Origin of the sequence: Streptomyces sp. NPDC008238 (assembly GCF_042956445.1) — a bacterium.
In the GTDB taxonomy this organism is placed as follows: domain Bacteria; phylum Actinomycetota; class Actinomycetes; order Streptomycetales; family Streptomycetaceae; genus Actinacidiphila.
This window is the reverse complement of the sequence record NZ_JBIBGK010000023.1, coordinates 43,537-60,318: the sequence shown is the minus strand read 5'-3', so window position 1 is coordinate 60,318 and position 16,782 is coordinate 43,537. Positions and strand designations below refer to the sequence as shown.

At 73.5% G+C, this 16,782-nt stretch carries 13 protein-coding genes; 9 read left to right on the top strand and 4 right to left on the bottom strand.

Annotated features, from left to right (window positions below):
* The first annotated feature begins 77 nt into the window (after positions 1 to 77).
* On the top strand, positions 78 to 800 hold the full coding sequence (locus ACFZAU_RS32545; protein ID WP_500555147.1) for a dienelactone hydrolase family protein: 723 nt from the start codon (positions 78 to 80) through the stop codon (positions 798 to 800).
* A 197-nt stretch (positions 801 to 997) separates the two neighbouring features.
* On the opposite strand, the gene ACFZAU_RS32540 is transcribed toward ACFZAU_RS32545, so the two are convergent.
* On the bottom strand, positions 998 to 2,356 hold the full coding sequence (locus ACFZAU_RS32540; protein WP_500555198.1) for a glycoside hydrolase family 16 protein: 1,359 nt from the start codon (positions 2,354 to 2,356) through the stop codon (positions 998 to 1,000).
* A 631-nt stretch (positions 2,357 to 2,987) separates the two neighbouring features.
* On the opposite strand from ACFZAU_RS32540, the gene ACFZAU_RS32535 reads away from it, so the two are divergent.
* From ACFZAU_RS32535 to ACFZAU_RS32525, 3 genes are all read left to right on the top strand, one after another.
* A complete protein-coding gene (locus ACFZAU_RS32535; RefSeq protein ID WP_499609476.1) occupies positions 2,988 to 3,143 on the top strand; it encodes a DUF6131 family protein in 156 nt (51 codons plus the stop codon).
* Between the two features lie 236 nt (positions 3,144 to 3,379).
* Positions 3,380 to 4,585 (top strand): cytochrome P450, encoded by a 1,206-nt coding sequence (locus ACFZAU_RS32530; RefSeq protein WP_500555146.1) that lies wholly within the window; start codon positions 3,380 to 3,382, stop codon positions 4,583 to 4,585.
* A gap of 360 nt (positions 4,586 to 4,945) precedes the next feature.
* A complete protein-coding gene (locus tag ACFZAU_RS32525) occupies positions 4,946 to 6,052 on the top strand; it encodes a type III polyketide synthase (RefSeq protein WP_500465294.1) in 1,107 nt (368 codons plus the stop codon).
* 160 nt (positions 6,053 to 6,212) lie between these two features.
* On the opposite strand, the gene ACFZAU_RS32520 is transcribed toward ACFZAU_RS32525, so the two are convergent.
* Complete coding sequence (locus tag ACFZAU_RS32520; RefSeq protein WP_500555145.1) at positions 6,213 to 7,127, bottom strand: alpha/beta fold hydrolase; 915 nt, start codon at positions 7,125 to 7,127, stop codon at positions 6,213 to 6,215.
* Between the two features lie 245 nt (positions 7,128 to 7,372).
* Here ACFZAU_RS32520 and ACFZAU_RS32515 point away from each other — a divergent pair, with 245 nt between their 5' ends.
* Positions 7,373 to 7,945, top strand: a complete 573-nt coding sequence (locus ACFZAU_RS32515; RefSeq protein ID WP_500555144.1) for an Rv1733c family protein — start codon at positions 7,373 to 7,375, stop codon at positions 7,943 to 7,945.
* Between the two features lie 41 nt (positions 7,946 to 7,986).
* Entirely contained in the window at positions 7,987 to 8,832 is an 846-nt protein-coding gene (locus tag ACFZAU_RS32510; RefSeq protein WP_500555143.1) for a universal stress protein, read from the top strand.
* A gap of 501 nt (positions 8,833 to 9,333) precedes the next feature.
* Here the strand turns inward: ACFZAU_RS32510 and ACFZAU_RS32505 are convergent.
* Positions 9,334 to 9,891, bottom strand: coding sequence for a pyridoxamine 5'-phosphate oxidase family protein (locus ACFZAU_RS32505; protein WP_500555142.1), 558 nt, complete (start codon positions 9,889 to 9,891; stop codon positions 9,334 to 9,336).
* A gap of 241 nt (positions 9,892 to 10,132) precedes the next feature.
* Here ACFZAU_RS32505 and ACFZAU_RS32500 point away from each other — a divergent pair, with 241 nt between their 5' ends.
* Entirely contained in the window at positions 10,133 to 11,059 is a 927-nt protein-coding gene (locus tag ACFZAU_RS32500) for a universal stress protein (protein ID WP_500465290.1), read from the top strand.
* 62 nt (positions 11,060 to 11,121) lie between these two features.
* Here the strand turns inward: ACFZAU_RS32500 and ACFZAU_RS32495 are convergent, their stop codons facing one another.
* Positions 11,122 to 12,030 (bottom strand): aldo/keto reductase, encoded by a 909-nt coding sequence (locus tag ACFZAU_RS32495; protein WP_500555141.1) that lies wholly within the window; start codon positions 12,028 to 12,030, stop codon positions 11,122 to 11,124.
* 487 nt (positions 12,031 to 12,517) lie between these two features.
* Here ACFZAU_RS32495 and ACFZAU_RS32490 point away from each other — a divergent pair, with 487 nt between their 5' ends.
* Positions 12,518 to 14,584: a glycoside hydrolase family 127 protein gene (locus ACFZAU_RS32490; protein ID WP_500555140.1), complete on the top strand. Its 2,067-nt coding sequence runs from the start codon at positions 12,518 to 12,520 to the stop codon at positions 14,582 to 14,584.
* A gap of 109 nt (positions 14,585 to 14,693) precedes the next feature.
* Positions 14,694 to 16,763: a glycosylhydrolase-like jelly roll fold domain-containing protein gene (locus ACFZAU_RS32485; protein ID WP_500555139.1), complete on the top strand. Its 2,070-nt coding sequence runs from the start codon at positions 14,694 to 14,696 to the stop codon at positions 16,761 to 16,763.
* Positions 16,764 to 16,782 lie beyond the last annotated feature (19 nt).

Here is a 16,782-nt window from a genome sequence, read left to right as displayed (position 1 = left end):
TGCTCCCCTCCGGGGTCACGGTCGGGCGATAGGTCGTCCGGGAGCGCCGTTCAACAGCCCTCCCGAAAGGCACGACCGTGCGATTCACTTCCGAACACCGCCTCGACGACGGCGTCCTCGAGCGCGAATTCCTCCTCGGCGAGACCCCCGGCACCCTGTGGACGCCCGGACCCGCACCCGTACCGCTGGTCCTGATGTCCCACAACAACGGCCTGCCCAAGGCCGATCCCCGGCTGGTGGCCCGGGCCCGTCACACCGCGGCGCGCGGCTACGCGGTGGCCACCATCGATGCCGCCGGCTGCGGTGACCGCCCCCGTTCCGCCGCCGACGAGCGGGCCCGCGCCGACCTCCGGCGGGCGATGCAGGCCGGTGAGCCGGTCGACGAGATCTTCGAGTCCTTCATCGGCCCGCTGGTCGAGAACGCGGTCCCGGAATGGCGGGCCACGCTGGACGCCCTCCTCGAACTGCCCGGGATCGGCGGCCCGGTCGGGTACTCCGGTGGGTGGACCGCCCTCGGTATCCGCCTCGCGGTGACCGAGCCGCGCATCGCCGCCGCGGGCTTCTTCGCCGGGGGGTACGTGCCCCGGGCCCAGCGCGAGGAGGCCCGGCAGGTCACCGTCCCGCTGCTGTTCCTGCTGCAGTGGGACGACGAGGGGAACCCCCGGCAGCGGGCGCTGGACCTCTTCGACGCCTTCGGCAGCAAGGAGAAGACGCTGCACGCCAACCTGGGCGGGCACACCGGCACCCCCTGGTTCGAGCTGGAGGACGGGTGCCGCTTCTTCGACCGGCACCTGAAGTGACGCCCCGCCGTCCGGCGCGCACCGGACGGTAGGCGGCAGCGGCAACGACCGGTACACCGCCGTCGAGGACGGGCCCCGGCCCTCCTCGACGGCGGTGACGGTCCCGCCGGTGCCGCGCGGTTCGAAGGCGACGCTGCCGCCCGCGGCCGGCCGGGGGAGGGGCCCGGCCGGGGGTGCCGCGGGCGACAGGGGGTGCGTCAGGTCGTGCTGAAGGTGAACCAGTTGACGTTCACGAAGTCGGCCGGCTGGCCGCTGGTGAAGGTCAGGTACACGTCGTGCTTGCCGGTGACGCCCGAGATGTTGGCCGGGATCGTCGTCCAGTTCTGCCAGCCGCCGGTGTTGGCGACGGAGAAGCTGCCGATCGGGGCGTTGCTCCGGCTGTCCAGCCGCACCTCGACCAGGCCGCTGACGCCTCCGGCGGCTCCGGAGGCGACCCGGGCCTTGAACTGCCGGGCCGCGGTGGTCCCGAAGTCGACGCCGGAGTAGAGCGCCCAGTCGCCGTTCGCGAGCGACGCGAGGTTCTTGCCGCCGCCGCTGTCCGTCGTGGTCTCCACGGTGGTGCCGGACTGCTGGGTGTACGACTCGGCCTGGAGGGTGCCGTACGCGCTGCCGGTGCCCCCGGTCGGCGGGGGATCGGTCGGGGGCTGCGTGCCGCCACCGCCGGAGCTGTAGACGGCGACGTAGTCGACCAGCATCGGCACGCCCGAGACGGTGGAGGCCGTCGGCGTCTTGTACCCGGCCACCGGGTCGGGGAAGGCCCCGCCCATCGCGACGTTGAGCAGGATGAAGTGGCCGTGCGCGGTGGCCGCGTTCCAGGTGGAGGCGTCCATCTGGCTTGAGTTCACCGAGTGGAACTGCACACCGTCGACGTACCAGCGCAGTTGCTGGGGGCTGACGCTGCGGTCCCACTCGAAGGCGTACGTGTGGAAGTTGCCCTGGCACGCGCTGCCGGGGCAGGCCCGGGTGGCGCCGAGGCCGGTGGTCTCGTTGCAGTAGCCGCCCGGGTTGGTGCCGCAGTGCAGGGTGCCCCAGACCTGGTTGACGCCGTTCACGTTCTCCATCAGGTCGAACTCGCCGATGGAGGGCCAGTTCCAGTAGTTGCCCCGGTAGGGCGCGCCCAGCGTCCAGAAGGCGGGCCAGTAGCCGGCCGCCGCCGCGCCGGTGACGTTCGGCATCTGGATGCGGGACTCGATGCGGAGCTTGCCGCCCGACGGGGGCTCGAAGTCGCTGCGGCGGGTCTCGACGCGCCCGGAGGTCCAGTTGCCCGCGGAGTCCCGGATCGGGGTGATGCGCAGGTTGCCGGAACCGTCCTGGCGGAGGTTGGCCGTGTTTGAGGTGTACGTCTGCACCTCGCCGGTGCCCCAGTTGGCGGCGCCGCCGGGGTAGCTGGTGCCGGTGTCGACGATCCAGTTGTCGCTCGACGGGAGGGTGTTGGCGGCGCCGCTGAAGTCGTCGCTCCAGACGGTGGTCCAGCCGGACGGTGCCGCCGGGACGGCGGCCGTGGCCGAGCCGAGCAGGCCCAGGCAGAGGGCGGTGGCGGTGGCTGCGGCAGCCATCACCAGGGTGATCGGTCCGGCGGCGTACCGCCTGCGGGTGGTCGTTCGCGTGGACACGGGGGTGATGCCTCCTCGGGATCGGTGCCGGGGAAGGGTATTCGGGGCTGAGCGTTGAGAGCGCTCTCATCTGGCGGGAACACCTTCCCGCCGGGGTGAACCGCGGTCAATACATGGAACAGAAGAAGTCGCACATGCGTCCCTGCCTTCACTGCTTGGAGGTGGCGGGTCCTGCCGGGAGAGGGGCGGCCCGCTCCGCAGGAGTCAAGTGGCCTTCCAAAGCGCGCTGTTGAGTCGTCCTCCGTGCCTCGGCAGGGCATGTCACCGGGAGTGTTCCGGCTGCTGAGAGCGCTCTCTCCCAGGGGCGGTGACCCCGTCCGGCATCGGGCCGGACCGATCGGGCCGTCATGAAACGCGCGGAGCCGGGTAGCCGATCCCTGTAGGAATGGGGGTGAATGCGAAGCCGGCAGGTCCACGCCGCGGGCGTGGACGGCGGGCGACGCCGAGGGCCGATCCCGTCCGAGCGGGACCCGGCCCGGCCGCGCACCGCGCGGTCAACGCCCCGGGGCCCGCCCCCGCGGCGCGTCCGGCCCGGTGCGGCAACGGCGACCAGGGCCGAACAAGGGAGTGCATCATGATCATCCTCGGCATCATCCTGCTGATCGTCGGATTCCTCGCCGGAATCTCCATCCTGTGGACCCTGGGAGTCATCCTCGTGGTCATCGGCCTCGTGCTCTGGGTCCTGGGTGCCATGGGGCACGCCGTCGCGGGGCGCCGCCACTACTACTGACGGCGGGTGAGCCCGCCCGCGTGCCGCGTCCCCCGGGGCGCGGCACGCCCATGGGTGCGGGGCCGCGGGCGCGGCCCCGCACGCCCGTCCGCCCACCCGTCCGCCCGGCCGTCCTCGCGCCTGCGCCCGGTCGCGGCGGGGGTCGCCCGGATGGGCCGCCTGCAGTGGTCACCGGCGCGCGCTGGGGATTGGTTGTGATATGTCCCCCCGACGCCCAGGTGCACTGGAGTATTCGCATGGAATCCGGTTCCTCCGCGCACAACTGCCCCTTCGACTTCGCCGAAGCCCTCGAGTTCGACCCGCAGCTGAAGCACTTCATGGAGAACGAGCAGATCTCCCGCATCAAGCTGCCGCACGGTGAGGGTGAGGCCTGGCTGGTCACGCGGTACGAGGACGTGCGTACGGTGACGACCGACCGGCGCTTCAGCCGCGCCGCCGTCGTCGGCAAGGACTTCCCCCGCATGACGCCGGAGCCGATCGTCCAGGACGAGGCCATCAACGTCATGGACCCGCCGGACAGCAGCCGGCTGCGCTCGCTGGTCTCCAAGGGCTTCACCCCCCGGAACGTCGAGCACATGCGCCCCAGCATCGAGCGGGTTGTCGCCGAACTGCTCGACGGCATGGAGCGGAGCGGCTCCCCGGCCGACCTCGTGGAGCACCTGGCCGCGCCGCTCCCGCTGGCCGCGATCTGCGAGGTGCTCGACATCCCCGACGAGGACAGCTGGGAGCTGCGGGGCCACGCCCGCACCATGATGGACTTCAGCCCCGACAACCGGGCCAACGCCGTCCACTCCAAGGCCTTCCTGCGGGACTACTTCACCAAGCTCACCGCCGACCGGCGCGCCCGCCCGGGCGACGACCTGGTCAGCGTGCTGGCCACCGCCCGTGACGGGGACGAGATCCTCAACGACAAGGAACTCGCCGTCATGGCGATGGTCCTGCTCATCACGGGCCAGGACACCACGTCCAACGAGATCGGCAACATCGCCTACACCCTGCTCACCCGCCCCCGCGAGCTGGCGATGCTGCGGGAGCGGCCGGACCTCATCCCGCAGGCCATCGAGGAGATGCTGCGCCACATCCCGTTCCGCAAGGGCGTCGGTATCCCGCGGATCGCCGTCGAGGACGTGGAGATGGGCGGTGTGCTGATCAAGGCCGGCGACGTCGTCCACGTCTCGTACCTGACGGCGAACCGCGACCCCGAGAAGTTCGACCGCCCCGACGAGCTGGACCTGGAGCGCACCGGCACGCCCCACATGACCTTCGGCTGGGGCGGTCACCACTGCCTGGGCGCGCCCCTGGCGACCATGGAGCTCCAGGTGGCCTTCAGGGAGCTGCTGCGGCGCTTCCCGGACCTGAGGCTGGCCAAGCCCGCCGACGAGGTGCGGTGGAGCGCCACGTCGATCTGGCGCTACCCGGTGGCCCTGCACGTCGCCTGGTGACCCGTCGCCCCGGCCCGGACCGGCCCCGCACCCCGCACGGGTGCGGGGCCGGTTCCGTCACGTCGTCCCTCGTGGCGACGGGTGCGGGCCGCTCCGACATGCGGAATCCGCCCAAGTGACGTACGTTTTCCTGGTGGACGCAAATCTGAACAGGCCATGAATCCACTTCGACAGCGGCCGGTCCCCTTTTGTGAACCGACTTTTGCCGGGACCTCCTGAGAGTCCCCCTGTGGGTGCGCCGATGAATGCGCCCGTACCCCCTACCGCATTTTCGTGACAGGTACGGGCCTGCTCCGGAAATCCCGGAGCAGCGCACCACATGGACCATAGCCCGCCGAGGGGCAGGAAATGGAGCCACCCATGGCTGTTCTGTGCAAGCCGGTGATTTCGGTACCCGACAACGTTATCACCTGCGAACAAACGCTCGAGCTGGCACGGCGGCTGCACAAGGACCACCCGCAACTCGGCCTGACCCTCAGGCTCATTGAGAACACGGGCGTTCAGAAGCGGCACCTGATCCAGCCGATCGAAGAGGTGCTCAAGCATCCGGGCTTCGACGTGCGCAGCCAGATCTACGAGGCGGAGTCGAAGGCACGGGTACCGGCCGTCGTACGAAAGGCTCTCGATCAGGCCGAGTTGGAGCCCGAGGACATCGACATCATCGTGTACGTCTCGTGCACGGGCTTCATGATGCCCTCGTTGACCGCGTGGCTCATCAACAAGATGGGCTTCCGCCACGACACCCGGCAACTGCCCATAGCTCAGCTCGGTTGTGCGGCGGGCGGCGCGGCCATCAACCGCGCCCACGACTTCTGCACGGCGTACCCCGAGGCCAACGCCCTCATCGTGGCCTGCGAGTTCTGCTCGCTGTGCTACCAGCCCACGGACCTCAGCGTCGGAACGCTGCTCTCCAACGGCCTGTTCGGCGACGGCATCGCCGCCGCCGTCGTCCGGGGCAGCGGCGGCACCGGGATGCGGCTGGAGCGCAACGCCTCCTACCTCATCCCGAACACCGAGGAGTGGATCTCCTACGCGGTGCGCCAGACGGGCTTCCACTTCCAGCTCGACAAGCGCGTCCCCGGCACCATGGAACCCCTGGCGCCGGTGCTGCGCCAGGTCGCCGAGGACCACGCGTGGAACGCCGCCAAGCTGGACTACTACATCATCCACGCCGGCGGCCCCCGCATCCTGGACGACCTGTGCCGCTTCCTCGGCGTCCCGCCGGAGTCGTTCCGGTTCAGCCGGGCCACGCTGACCGAGTACGGCAACATCGCGAGCGCCGTCGTACTCGACGCCCTCTACCGGATGTTCGAGGAGGGCTCCGCCCTCGACGGGCACCGCGGGCTGCTGGCCGGCTTCGGCCCGGGCATCACCGCGGAGATGGTCCTCGGTACCTGGGTCACCAACGGGCTCGACTCCACGATGACGCCGCAGCACTCCTACGGGGAGTACGACGTCATCACCTGAGCGACGGCCCGGTGGGCGACGGTCCCGGCCGGCGGTGGCCGGGGGCACCACGGTGTCCCCGCCACCGGCCGGCCCGGCCCTCACCGGACGGGCGCGGCCCGTCCAGCCCTGCGACGCGGCGGCCGCGCGGCCGCCGCGTCGCACCCGTTCCCCCGGTCCGTCAGGCGGGCACCGCCCCCTCGCGGGCGGTCACGAAGCCGACCACGGCCTCCGCGAAGCGCCCGGGCTCCTCGAGGTGGCCGAAGTGCCCGCTGTCCTCCAGGACCAGCAGCTCCGATCGGGGGATCAGCCCGTGCAGTTCATCGGCCCACCGCACCCCGCAGATCACGTCGTACCGGCCGACCACGACCAGCGCCGGGACGGTGAGGGCTCCCAACTGCCCGCGGTCGTCGATGACATCGGGGACGAGGCCGGTGTCCAGCCCCGAGATGTACGTGCCCGTCACCGCGGCGCGCAGGGGCGCGAACTCCTCCTCCCGGGCCCAGTAGTCGGCGAAGTACGCGGGCAGCAGGCCCTTGAGGGCCGCCGTCATCCCCGCGTCGTCGGAGATCGCGGACACCCCCTGCAGGGCCCCCAGGGCCTCCGGCAGACCGGGGTGCCCCGCGTTGCGGGCGGCGAACTCCGCCACCTTGCGAGCCGCCTCGGCGCCGAGCTCGGGGCCGGTGACCGGGGAGCTGTCGTAGAGGACGACCCCGGCGACGCGCGCGGGACGGCGCAGGGCGTGGTACTGGACGACGAAGCCGCCGTGCGAGTGCCCCAGGAGGTACACGCGCGGGGCGCCGAGGTGGTCGACGAGGGCGTCCAGGAACCGGCTGTAGAGCTCCCGGGTGTACCCGTGCGGGTGCGAGGGCAGCCGGCCCGAGCCGCCGGTGCCGACCGGCTCCGGGTAGACGACCGTGAGGTGCCGTTCGACCTCGGGCATGCGCAGGTACTCCCAGAACACGCCCGGCCCGCCCGAGTGCGCTATGCACACCGGACCGGTGCCGGTGCCGTGGACGTGGTAGCGCTGGACCACACCGTCCACCTCCAGGGTGTGCGTGCCGGGGGACAGGGGGTGGGTCGCGGACGTGGACATCCGTACTCCGTTTCCGAAAGGTGTCGAGGACACCGACAGGACGGCGGGCGGCACGCGAAGTTCGATCGGCGGCGGGTGACGGTCGTCACATCCCGGGCGGGGCCGCCGGGCGGGCCCCGCGCTCGGGGCGCGTACGCGCGGATGGGCCGGTCGGCCCCCTCCCGGGGCGGAAATGATCCGTGCGGCCCCTGCAACGGGAGCACCGGCGCGTGCGACGGTCGACGGACAGGGAAGGGAGCGCGGCCATGGGCGGCAGGGCGGTGTTCTGGCGCTGGCGCCGCAATCCGATGCGGCGGCGGTCCGATGTCCTGGAGGCCTGGACGGGTGTGGCGGCGGCGCTCCTGATCGCCGCGGGCGCCCCGGCCGCGGGAGCCGCCACGGCGGTCGCGGTCGAGCACTCCGAGCTGCGGCACAGCGCGGGCACCCACCTGGCGACGGCCGTCCTGACCGAGGACGCCGCGAAGGCCGTCGAGAACCCGTACACCGGCTCCATCGGCAAGGTCCTCACCACCGTCCGGTGGACCGCGCCCGACGGCTCCACCCGGACCGGCGAGGCGCGCGTCGAACCGGGCAGCCACGCGGGATCCCCCACGACCGTCTGGCTGGACGCCGGCGGCCACCTGCAGCAGAACCGGCTCACCCCCGCGCTGGCCGAGGCGCAGGGAGTGGTCTTCGGCACGGTCGCCGCGACGGGCGCCTGTGCGCTCGTCCTCGCCGGCCGCTGGATCGTCCGCCTGCGGATCGACCGTCACCGCGCCGCGGCATGGGACCGCGAGTGGGAGCGGACCGGCCCGTCCTGGGGCCACCGGAGGGCCTGAGGCCGGAGGCGGACGTGCGGCACGGCGGACGAGGAGGCGCGGTGGGCGGCCTGGTGGTCGTGGGAGCGGACGGCTCGGCCTCGAGCCTCGCCGCGGTGGAGACGGCGGCCATGGAGGCCGCGTGGCGCGGGGCGGCGCTGCGGGTGGTGCACGCCTTCCTGTGGCCGGCGATGCACGTGCCCCTGGGGCCCTCCGGCCTCGGGCCGCCCGAGGGCGGTCTGCGCAACGCCGCGCGGCGCGTGGTGGCGGAGGCCGTGGAACGCGCCAGGAGCGTGGTACCGGACGTGGACGTCACCCACGCCGTCGTGACCGGGGAACCCCTCACCGTGCTGGAGGCCCAGTCGCGCGCCGCGGAACTCGTGGTCGTGGGATCCCGCGGCATGGGCGGCTTCGTCGGCCTGCTGCTGGGCTCGACGGCCGTGCACCTCGCCGCGCACGGCCAGTGCCCCGTCATGGTGGTGAGTGAGCGGCCGTCCGCCGGCGGACCGGTCCTGCTCGGCGTCGACGGCTCCCCGGCCGGCGCGGACGCGGTCGGCTTCGCCTTCACCGAAGCCGCGTTGCGCGGCGCCGACCTCCTCGCCCTGCACGCCGGGCCCCACGCGGCGGGTGAGCCCGGCGAAGCCACCCGCGCCGGGGAACGCCTGGTGGCCGAGGCCGTCGCGGAACGGCGGGAGGACCACCCCGGGGTCACGGTCCGGACGAAGGCGGTGCGCGGCGGAACCCGCGAGACCCTCATCGAGGAGAGCCGGACCGCCCAGCTCCTCGTCGTCGGCGCACGCGGACGGGGCGGCTTCGCCGGGCTGGTGCTCGGCTCCGTCAGCCAGGCGCTGCTGCACCACGCGCACTGCCCCGTCGCCGTGGTGCGGGGATCCCTGGCCGCGCGGTGAGTCGTGACGCTGCGCGGGGGCGGGCTGGCGCGGCGGGGTGGGTGGCGGTGCGGCGGGGTGTGAGGTCGGTGGGCGCCTCTGTGCGGCCGACCGTGGCGGGGCGTCCGGTGACGCTTGACCCGGGTGCCCCTGTGGGCGGCCGGCGGTTTGCTGCGGTGCGGGCCCTCACCCGGTCGGGAGACCGAGGGCGACGTTCCCGGTATCGCTTCCGGTGACCGCGGGTGTCGTCGACGATGTCCGTGCGACAACCGCGTCAGTGCCCTGATGTCGGCCTTCGGTGTCCTCTGTCCTCGTCGGCCTGACGCTGCTCCTTCTCGGCGTCCGTGAGTACCGCTCCGGAGCGTCGGTCCTCCGGCTCGTGGCAGGGATCCGGATCTTCCTCATGGCCGTGCACACGCTCGTGCGGGACGTGCGGCGGCTCCGTGGCCGACCGCGAAGCCTGACGGCAGCCCCGCTCCGCGCCCCACCCTGTCCCGCCGCTCCGGGCCGGGGCGAAGCGGCCTACCCGGACGTGATGCGGCGGCCCGTGACGCCGGTGGGCACGACACGGATCCACAGGGTGCGGTCGCCGCCCGCCCACGGGCCGCTGTACTCGCGCTCCGCCAGGCTCCGGACCGCGGGCGGGTCGGTGACGGCGGTGGCGAGACCGCGGACGAGCACGCTCCAGCCCTGGCTGAGGGCCTCGTCCACGTGGTCGACCTCGAACGCGCACCGGGTGTCCGCGGCCGCCGCGGGCGTGGCGCCCGGGTCGGTGCGGAAGGCGATCACGCCCTCGGTGACCGTGTAGTTGACCGGCAGGACGGCGAGCCCGTCGGGTGTGTCCAGCCCGATCCTGCCGACGCCGTGGGTGGACAGCAGGGCCCAGCACTCCTCGGGGCCGAGTTCCACCAGTTCCGTCCGGGGCGCCGCGGTCGGCTCCTGTCCGACGTCCGGCAGGTGGCCCGGGGCGATGCCGGCGCGTTCCGCCGCCTCCTTCGGGGACGGGCCCGTCTCCTCCCGGCGGCTCGCGATCCGGCGCCCGATGTCCCCGGCCGCGGCGGCCGCGTCCTGCTGCGTCATGCCCGGTCACGTCCTTCCGTACGTCGCGGCTGCGTCACCCCCCACCGCCCCGTCCGGACCCGCCCCCGTACGCTTGGCGCAGCGGTGACCTGCTCCCACTGTCCCCGACGGCACGTGCCGTCGCCCATGGGCCGATCGGCCCATGGGCGGGCCCGGCGGGCCCCTGCCGGGGGCGTGCCGCGGGCGGGAGGCTGGGGGCGAACAGCCCACGCCCTTCGCCCCGTTCGCCAGGAGGAACGTCATGTCCCGTACGGTCACCGCCGGTCTCGACGGAACGCCCGAGAGCCGGGCCGCGGCGGACTGGGCCGCCCGCGAGGCGCTGCGCCGCGGACTGCCGCTGAGGCTCGTGCACGTCCACGAGTACCAGCCGTACGGCTCCGTCCACGCACCGCTGGCCGGGGCGGTGGCCGCGGTGGACCCCGACGCCCAGCGGCAGTGGGCCGAGTCGGTGCCCCGCGACGCCGCCGCGGAACTCGCCGCGCGCCATCCGGACCTGGAGATCACCGCCGGCCTGCTGAGCGGGCAGCCCGCGGCGGCCCTCGCGGCGGCGGCAGACGCGTCGGAACTGCTGGTGCTCGGCTCGCGCGGCCTCGGCGCGCTCGCGGGCTTCCTCGTCGGCTCGGTGGCCTCCGCGACCGTCGCCCGGACGGTGCGGCCCGTCGTGCTCGTACGGGCCGGCGAGACGGGTGAGGACGAGCACCGCCCGGACCTCGACGGGCTGGTGTCGGAGTACACCCCCTTCCGCGACGTGGTGCTCGGCATCGACCTGGCCCGGCCCCACGACGACCTGCTGGCCTTCGCCTTCGAGGCCGCCGTGGAGCGCGGGTCGGGCCTGCGCGCCGTCCACGGCTGGAACCTGCCGGCCTCCTACGGCTACAACCCCGCCGCGATCGCGCTCGACCTGGAGCACGAGCTGACCGACGCCCAGGCGAAGGCGCTGACGCAGGTGCTGGCGCCGTGGCGGGCGAAGTACCCCGCCGTCGAGGTCGTGGAGCACTCGCTCGCCGGAGGGGCGGCACACCACCTGGTCGAGGCGGCGGCCGACGCCTCCCTGGTGGTCGTCGGCCGCCGTGTGCGGCACGCGGCCGCCGGACTGCACATCGGCCCGGTGACGCACGCGGTGCTGCACCACGCGAAGGCGCCCGTGGCGGTCGTCCCGCACGACTGACCGCCGGTACGCCCGGTCCGGCACCGCCCCGTCTTATCCCGCCCCGTCCCGGCCCGTCCCGTTCAGCGGGCGGGGCGGCCGGCCGCGTCGATGAGCGCCGTCTCCCGCGCCGTCAGCCGCAGCGTGCCCGCGGCCAGGTTGTCGACCAGGTGCTCCGGATCCCCCGTCCCCGGGATGGCGAGCACGTGGTCGCCCTGCGCGAGCGTCCAGGCGAGCCGCACCCGCGCGGGCGAGACGCCGTGGGCGGCCGCGACGGCGAGGACGGCCTCGCTCTCGCCGCCGCCGGCGGCGCCGGGCCCGCGTTCGCGGCCCCCGCCCGCGATGGCGAAGAAGGGCACGAAGGCGATGCCCTGGGCGCCGCACTCCCGCAGCAGGTCGTCGCTGTCGCGCGCGTCGACGCCGTAGCGGTTCTGGACGCACACCACGGGGGCGATGGCCCGCGCCTCGGCCAGGTGTTCCGGGCGGACGTTGGAGAGCCCGAGGTGGCGGACGAGCCCGGCGTCGCGCAGCTCGGCCAGGGCGCCGAAGTGCTCGGCGACCGAAGCGCCGCCCATGAAGCGGAGGTTGACCAGGTCGAGGTGGTCGCGGCCGAGTTGCCGCAGGTTCTCCTCGACCTGGCCGCGCAGCTGGTCGGGGCGGGCGGCGGTGGCCCACTCGCCGGAGGCGTCCCGTGCGGGTCCCACCTTGGTGGCGATGACCAGGTCCCGCGGGTACGGCGCCAGGGCCGAGTTAATGAGTTCGTTGGCCGACCGCAGCCGTGAGAAGTAGAAGGCGGCGGTGTCGATGTGGTCGACGCCGAGTTCGACGGCGCGGCGCAGCACGCCGATGGCGCGCTCCCGGTCGCTGGAGGTGCCGAGGTGGAAGGCCGCGCTGCCGGTGAGCCGCATCGCGCCGAAGCCGATCCGGTTCACGGTCATGTCGCCGAGGAGCCAGGTGCCGGCCGCGGCCGCGGAGAGCCTGTCAGTGGTCATGGGTGAGTGCGTCCTTTCGCCGTTCCGGAGTATCCCCTCCCGTCCGGCGCCGCCGGACGACGGCCGGGTGCCCACGTCCGCTCCGGCCTCCGTGGTGCGGCACGGTGACCGCGCTTGCTGTTCCACCTCAGGACTTGAACGATTCAGTAAGTGACGGGCAGGAACATACGCGTCGGCCACCGCTGCCGCGACAAGACGCCGGGAGCCGCCAGCGTCTTTCCCCGCGCGTGGGGGCCCCGTGGGTTCTCCATCACCCGTGAATGGAACCTTTTGTGACGGTCCGTCGGACGCGTGGCGCCATGGGTGCCGGATCGGGGTGCGGCTCTTGACGGTCTCCGCGAAGCCACCCTAGGTTGCCGCTGGCTCTAAAAACGATTCATTCGCACTCAGGCCAGTGGCCGGGCATCGGGCTGCCCGGCAACCGCGTTCCACGGCCGCGCCACCGCCGGCCGGTGGTACTCCTCCGTGCCCGGAAGGAGTTCCGAGAATGTCCGCACCCCACCCCTCCCAGCCGTCCCGCAGGAACGTGCTGACCGCCGGCGTCGCGACGGTCGCGACCCTTTCGGCCGCCGGCCAGGCCGTGCAGGTGGCCCCGGCCGCCGCCGCGCCGAGCGCCCCCGGGCCGGCGGACGCCGTCCACGGCGGTGCGTCCCCCGCCGTGCGTCCGAAGCTCGCCCCGCTGCCGCTGTCGGCCGTGCGGCTGCTCGACGGCCCCTTCCGCGACAACATGCGGCGCACCGGCGCCTACCTGCGCTTCGTCGACGCCGACCGGCTCCTGCACACCTTCCGCCGCCCCGTGGGACTTCCCTCGTCCGCCGAGCCCTGCGGAGGCTGGGAGGCGCCCGACGTCCAACTGCGCGGCCACACCACCGGGCACCTGCTGTCCGCCCTCGCCCAGGCCCACGCCAACACCGCGGACGAGGCCTACGCCGACAAGGGCCGCGTCCTGGTCGCCGCGCTCGCCGAGTGCCAGGCGGCCTCTCCCGCCGCCGGGTTCCACGAGGGGTACCTGTCGGCCTTCCCCGAGGCGGTCTTCGACAGCCTGGAGGCGGGCGGCAAGCCATGGGCGCCGTACTACACCCTGCACAAGATCATGGCCGGGCTGCTCGACCAGTACACCCTCAGCGGCAACCAGCAGGCCATGACCGTGCTCCTGGGGATGGCCGGCTGGGCGGAGGCGCGCACCGCGCCGCTGTCGTACGAGCGCATGCAGTCCGTGCTCAAGGTCGAGTTCGGCGGCATGAACGACGTCCTTACCCGCCTCCACCTCGTCAGCGGAGACCCCGCGCACCTGCGCACCGCCCGCCGCTTCGACCACGAGGAGCTCTACGCGCCGCTCGCCGCCGGACGGGACGAACTCGCGGGCCGGCACGCCAACACCGAGATCGCCAAGGTGGTCGGGGCGCCGTACTCCTACGAGGCCACCGGCGACCGCCGCTACCTCGACATCGCGCGCACCTTCTGGCGCACCGTCGTGGAGCACCACACGTACGCCATCGGCGGCAACTCCAACCTGGAGTTCTTCGGGCCCCCGGACGAGATCGTCAGCCGTCTGTCGGAGAACACCTGCGAGAACTGCAACAGCTACAACATGCTCAAGCTCGGCCGGCAGTTGTTCCTGCACGAGCCGACCCGCACCGCCTACCTGGACCACTACGAGTGGACCCTGTACAACCAGATGCTCGGCGAGCAGGACCCCGACTCCGAGCACGGCTTCGTCACGTACTACACCGGGCTGTGGGCCGGTTCGCACCGGCAGCCCAAGGGCGGCCTGGGCGCGGCGCCCGGCAGCTACAGCGGTGACTACGACAACTTCTCCTGCGACCACGGCACCGGCCTGGAGACCCACACCAAATTCGCGGACACCATCTACTTCCAGTCCGGCGACGCGCTCTACGTCAACCTCTTCATCCCCTCCGAGGTGGACTGGCGGCGCCACGGGTCGAAGGAAGGGGTGACGTTCCGTCAGCACGCCGTCTCCGAGGACACCGTGCGGATCACCGTCGCCGAGGGCGGCGGCCGCTTCGCGCTCAAGGTACGGATACCGGGCTGGCTGGCGGACGGCCGGGCCCGGGCCCGCGTCCGCGTGGCCGGACACCCGTACACCGGCAGTGTCGAGCCCGGCACCCACCTCACCCTCGACCGCCACTGGCGGGCCGGGGACACCGTCGAACTCACCCTGCCCCGCGAACCCGTGTGGCGCCCCGCGCCCGACAACCCGCAGGTGCGCTCGGTGTCGTACGGCCCGCTCGTGCTCGCCGGCACCTACGGTGCGACTCACCTGACGACCGTCCCGGAGATCACCCCGCAGTCCCTGCGCCCCGTACGCGGCGGTGACGGCACCTTCACCGCCGAGACGGCCGGTGGCGCGGTCACCCTGAAGCCGTTCCACCGGGTCCACCACGAGAACTACACCGTCTACTGGGCCGTCGCCCCCCGTGCCGCCCGCGAGCGGGACGTCGCCCGCTACCCCCTCGACGAGGGCACCGGCACCACCGCCGCCGACACCACACGGACGTTCGCCCCCGCGACGCTCGCCGCGGGCGCCTCCTGACCGCGGACGGACCGGGCGGACGGCCCGCCGTCGCGCTCGACGGCGGCGGAGGGCACGTCGCGCTGGCCCCGGCCCTGCCGTCGGCACTGTCCGAACTGACCGTCAGCATGTGGGTGCGGGTGGACGTCCTGGCCAACTCCGCCCGCGTCTTCGAGACGAACCGTTCTTCGCCTCCGCCGAGGCGCACTTCAAGCGCCTCCCGTCGTCGCCGACCCTGGCCGCGGCCCTGCGGAAGACCGGCGCCGAGCCCGGCACGGCCTACGCGACGGCCTTCGACGACCTCGGCCGCACCGGGCGCATCACCCGGGGCCGCTACTGGCAGGCCGTCTCGGACCGCTTCGCGGGCTACTTCCGCAAGCAGTCCCAGTGGTACGAGAAGCGCGGCGTCGCACTCATCACCAACCCGCTGTACGACGAGACCGCGCCGTCCAAGCGGATCGTCTCCACCGGCGACCTGCACAAGGTCCACCAGTGGGCGCAGGTCCCCGGCGGCGACATCATCACCGCCGAGTACGTGGCCGGACAGCCCACCATGATCCCCCGCAACCCGGTGAGCGTCGCCCACCAGATGGGCCGCGACCGGGCGCTGCTGGAGTGTTTCGGCAACATGGGCTGGCAGGTCGCCCCGGACTTCGTACGGGCGCTGGTCGGCGCGAACGCCGCCCGCGGTGTCAACCTCACGGTGCTGCACGCGCTGTGGACCGACGAGCAGCGCGTCTTCTTCCCGCCGCCGTTCGGCCCGCGCGCGCCCTGGTGGTGGGCGATGGAGCCGATCGCCGACTGGATCGGCCGCGTCATGGAGGTGGCCCGCGGCACCTCCGGCGCCCGTACCGCCCTGGTCCAGCCGCAGCGGGCCGCCGAGCAGTGGCGCGGCACCACCCGCCAGGGCGAGGTCGACGGCGCCTTCACCGACGCCGCGTACGCCCTGGAGAGCGCTGAGGTGGACTTCGACCTCGTCCACGAGGGCGCCCTGTCCGGCGATCCCGAACTGCTCGCCCACGCCGGCGTCCACGGCGGGCGCCTCGTCGTCGGCGAGGCCGGCTACGACCTCGCCGTCCTCCCCGTCATCCCGACGCTCGACGCCGCCGCCGTCACCCGCCTCGAAGCCTTCGCCCGGCAGGGCGGCACCGTCGTCGCCGTCGGCACCCTCCCCCAGGAGGACGCCGGCGGGCGCGACCGCACCCTGGAGCGGGCGCTGTCCGCGCTCTTCGGCGACGCCGTCCCGGGCAGCCGGCGCGTCGGCGCGGGAACCGCCGTACGCGTCGCCGGCACCGCCGGCCTCGGGGACGCCGCACGCGACGCCGGCGTCGCCGCGGCCGTCCTCGAACCGCCGGCCCCGGCCGTACGGGTGCTGCGCACCACCCGCGGCAAGGACGTCGCCTTCCTCCTCAACAACGAGAGCGCGGCGCCCGTCGAGACCGTCGCCGTGCTGCCCGCCGACGGGGTCCCCGAACTCTGGGACCCCGTCACCGGCACCGTACGACCGGCGCCCGTCCACCGGGAGCAGAAGCACGGCGGCGTCCGGCTGCCGCTGCGCCTCGCCCCCTACGAGACCCTCGCCGTCGTCGTCCGCGCCGGCGCGAAACCCCGGCCGCACCTCACCGACAGCACCCTGCCCGCCGCCTCCATCGGCTCCGTCACGGCCGCGGGGCAGACCCTGCGCGTCGCCGCCGTCCTCGACGCGCCCGGCGACCACGTGCTCACCGGCACCGACGGCGGCCGCGCCTACCGGGGCACGGTGAGCGTCACCGACCCGCTCACCCCCGTCCCGGTGGGCGGCGACTGGACGCTCACCCTGCAGCGCCCCGGAGCCACCCCCGTCACGGGCCCGCTCGGCAGCTGGACGGCCGTGGAACCGCTGTTCTCCGGCAGCGGCGTCTACACCACCGAACTCGTCCTCGACGCCGGCACCCTCGACGGCCGGGGCTTCCGCCTCGACCTCGGCCAGGTCAGGGAGGTCGCCTCGGTCACCGTCAACGGCACCGAACTGCCCCCGCTGCTGTGGACCCCGTACACCGCCGACGTGACGGACCTGCTGCGCCCGGGCCGCAACACCCTCGCGGTGCGGGTCTCCAACACCCTGTCGAACGAGCGCAACAAGCCGCTGCCGTCCGGGCTTCTCGGCCCGGTCACGCTGCGGCCGTACCGCCGGGTCACCGCCACCCTGCACCGGATCTGACGTGCCGTCGCCGGCAGGG

Bases quoted from the DNA above. Each gene is read 5' to 3' on its own strand.
- ACFZAU_RS32530 (WP_500555146.1), top strand. From the start codon at position 3,380: ATGGAATCCGGTTCCTCCGCGCACAACTGCCCCTTCGACTTCGCCGAA.
- ACFZAU_RS32540 (WP_500555198.1), bottom strand. From the start codon at position 2,356: ATGGCTGCCGCAGCCACCGCCACCGCCCTCTGCCTGGGCCTGCTCGGC.
- ACFZAU_RS32535 (WP_499609476.1), top strand. From the start codon at position 2,988: ATGATCATCCTCGGCATCATCCTGCTGATCGTCGGATTCCTCGCCGGA.
- ACFZAU_RS32495 (WP_500555141.1), bottom strand. From the start codon at position 12,030: ATGACCACTGACAGGCTCTCCGCGGCCGCGGCCGGCACCTGGCTCCTC.
- ACFZAU_RS32505 (WP_500555142.1), bottom strand. From the start codon at position 9,891: ATGACGCAGCAGGACGCGGCCGCCGCGGCCGGGGACATCGGGCGCCGG.
- ACFZAU_RS32515 (WP_500555144.1), top strand. From the start codon at position 7,373: ATGGGCGGCAGGGCGGTGTTCTGGCGCTGGCGCCGCAATCCGATGCGG.
- ACFZAU_RS32525 (WP_500465294.1), top strand. From the start codon at position 4,946: ATGGCTGTTCTGTGCAAGCCGGTGATTTCGGTACCCGACAACGTTATC.
- ACFZAU_RS32490 (WP_500555140.1), top strand. From the start codon at position 12,518: ATGTCCGCACCCCACCCCTCCCAGCCGTCCCGCAGGAACGTGCTGACC.
- ACFZAU_RS32520 (WP_500555145.1), bottom strand. From the start codon at position 7,127: ATGTCCACGTCCGCGACCCACCCCCTGTCCCCCGGCACGCACACCCTG.
- ACFZAU_RS32500 (WP_500465290.1), top strand. From the start codon at position 10,133: ATGTCCCGTACGGTCACCGCCGGTCTCGACGGAACGCCCGAGAGCCGG.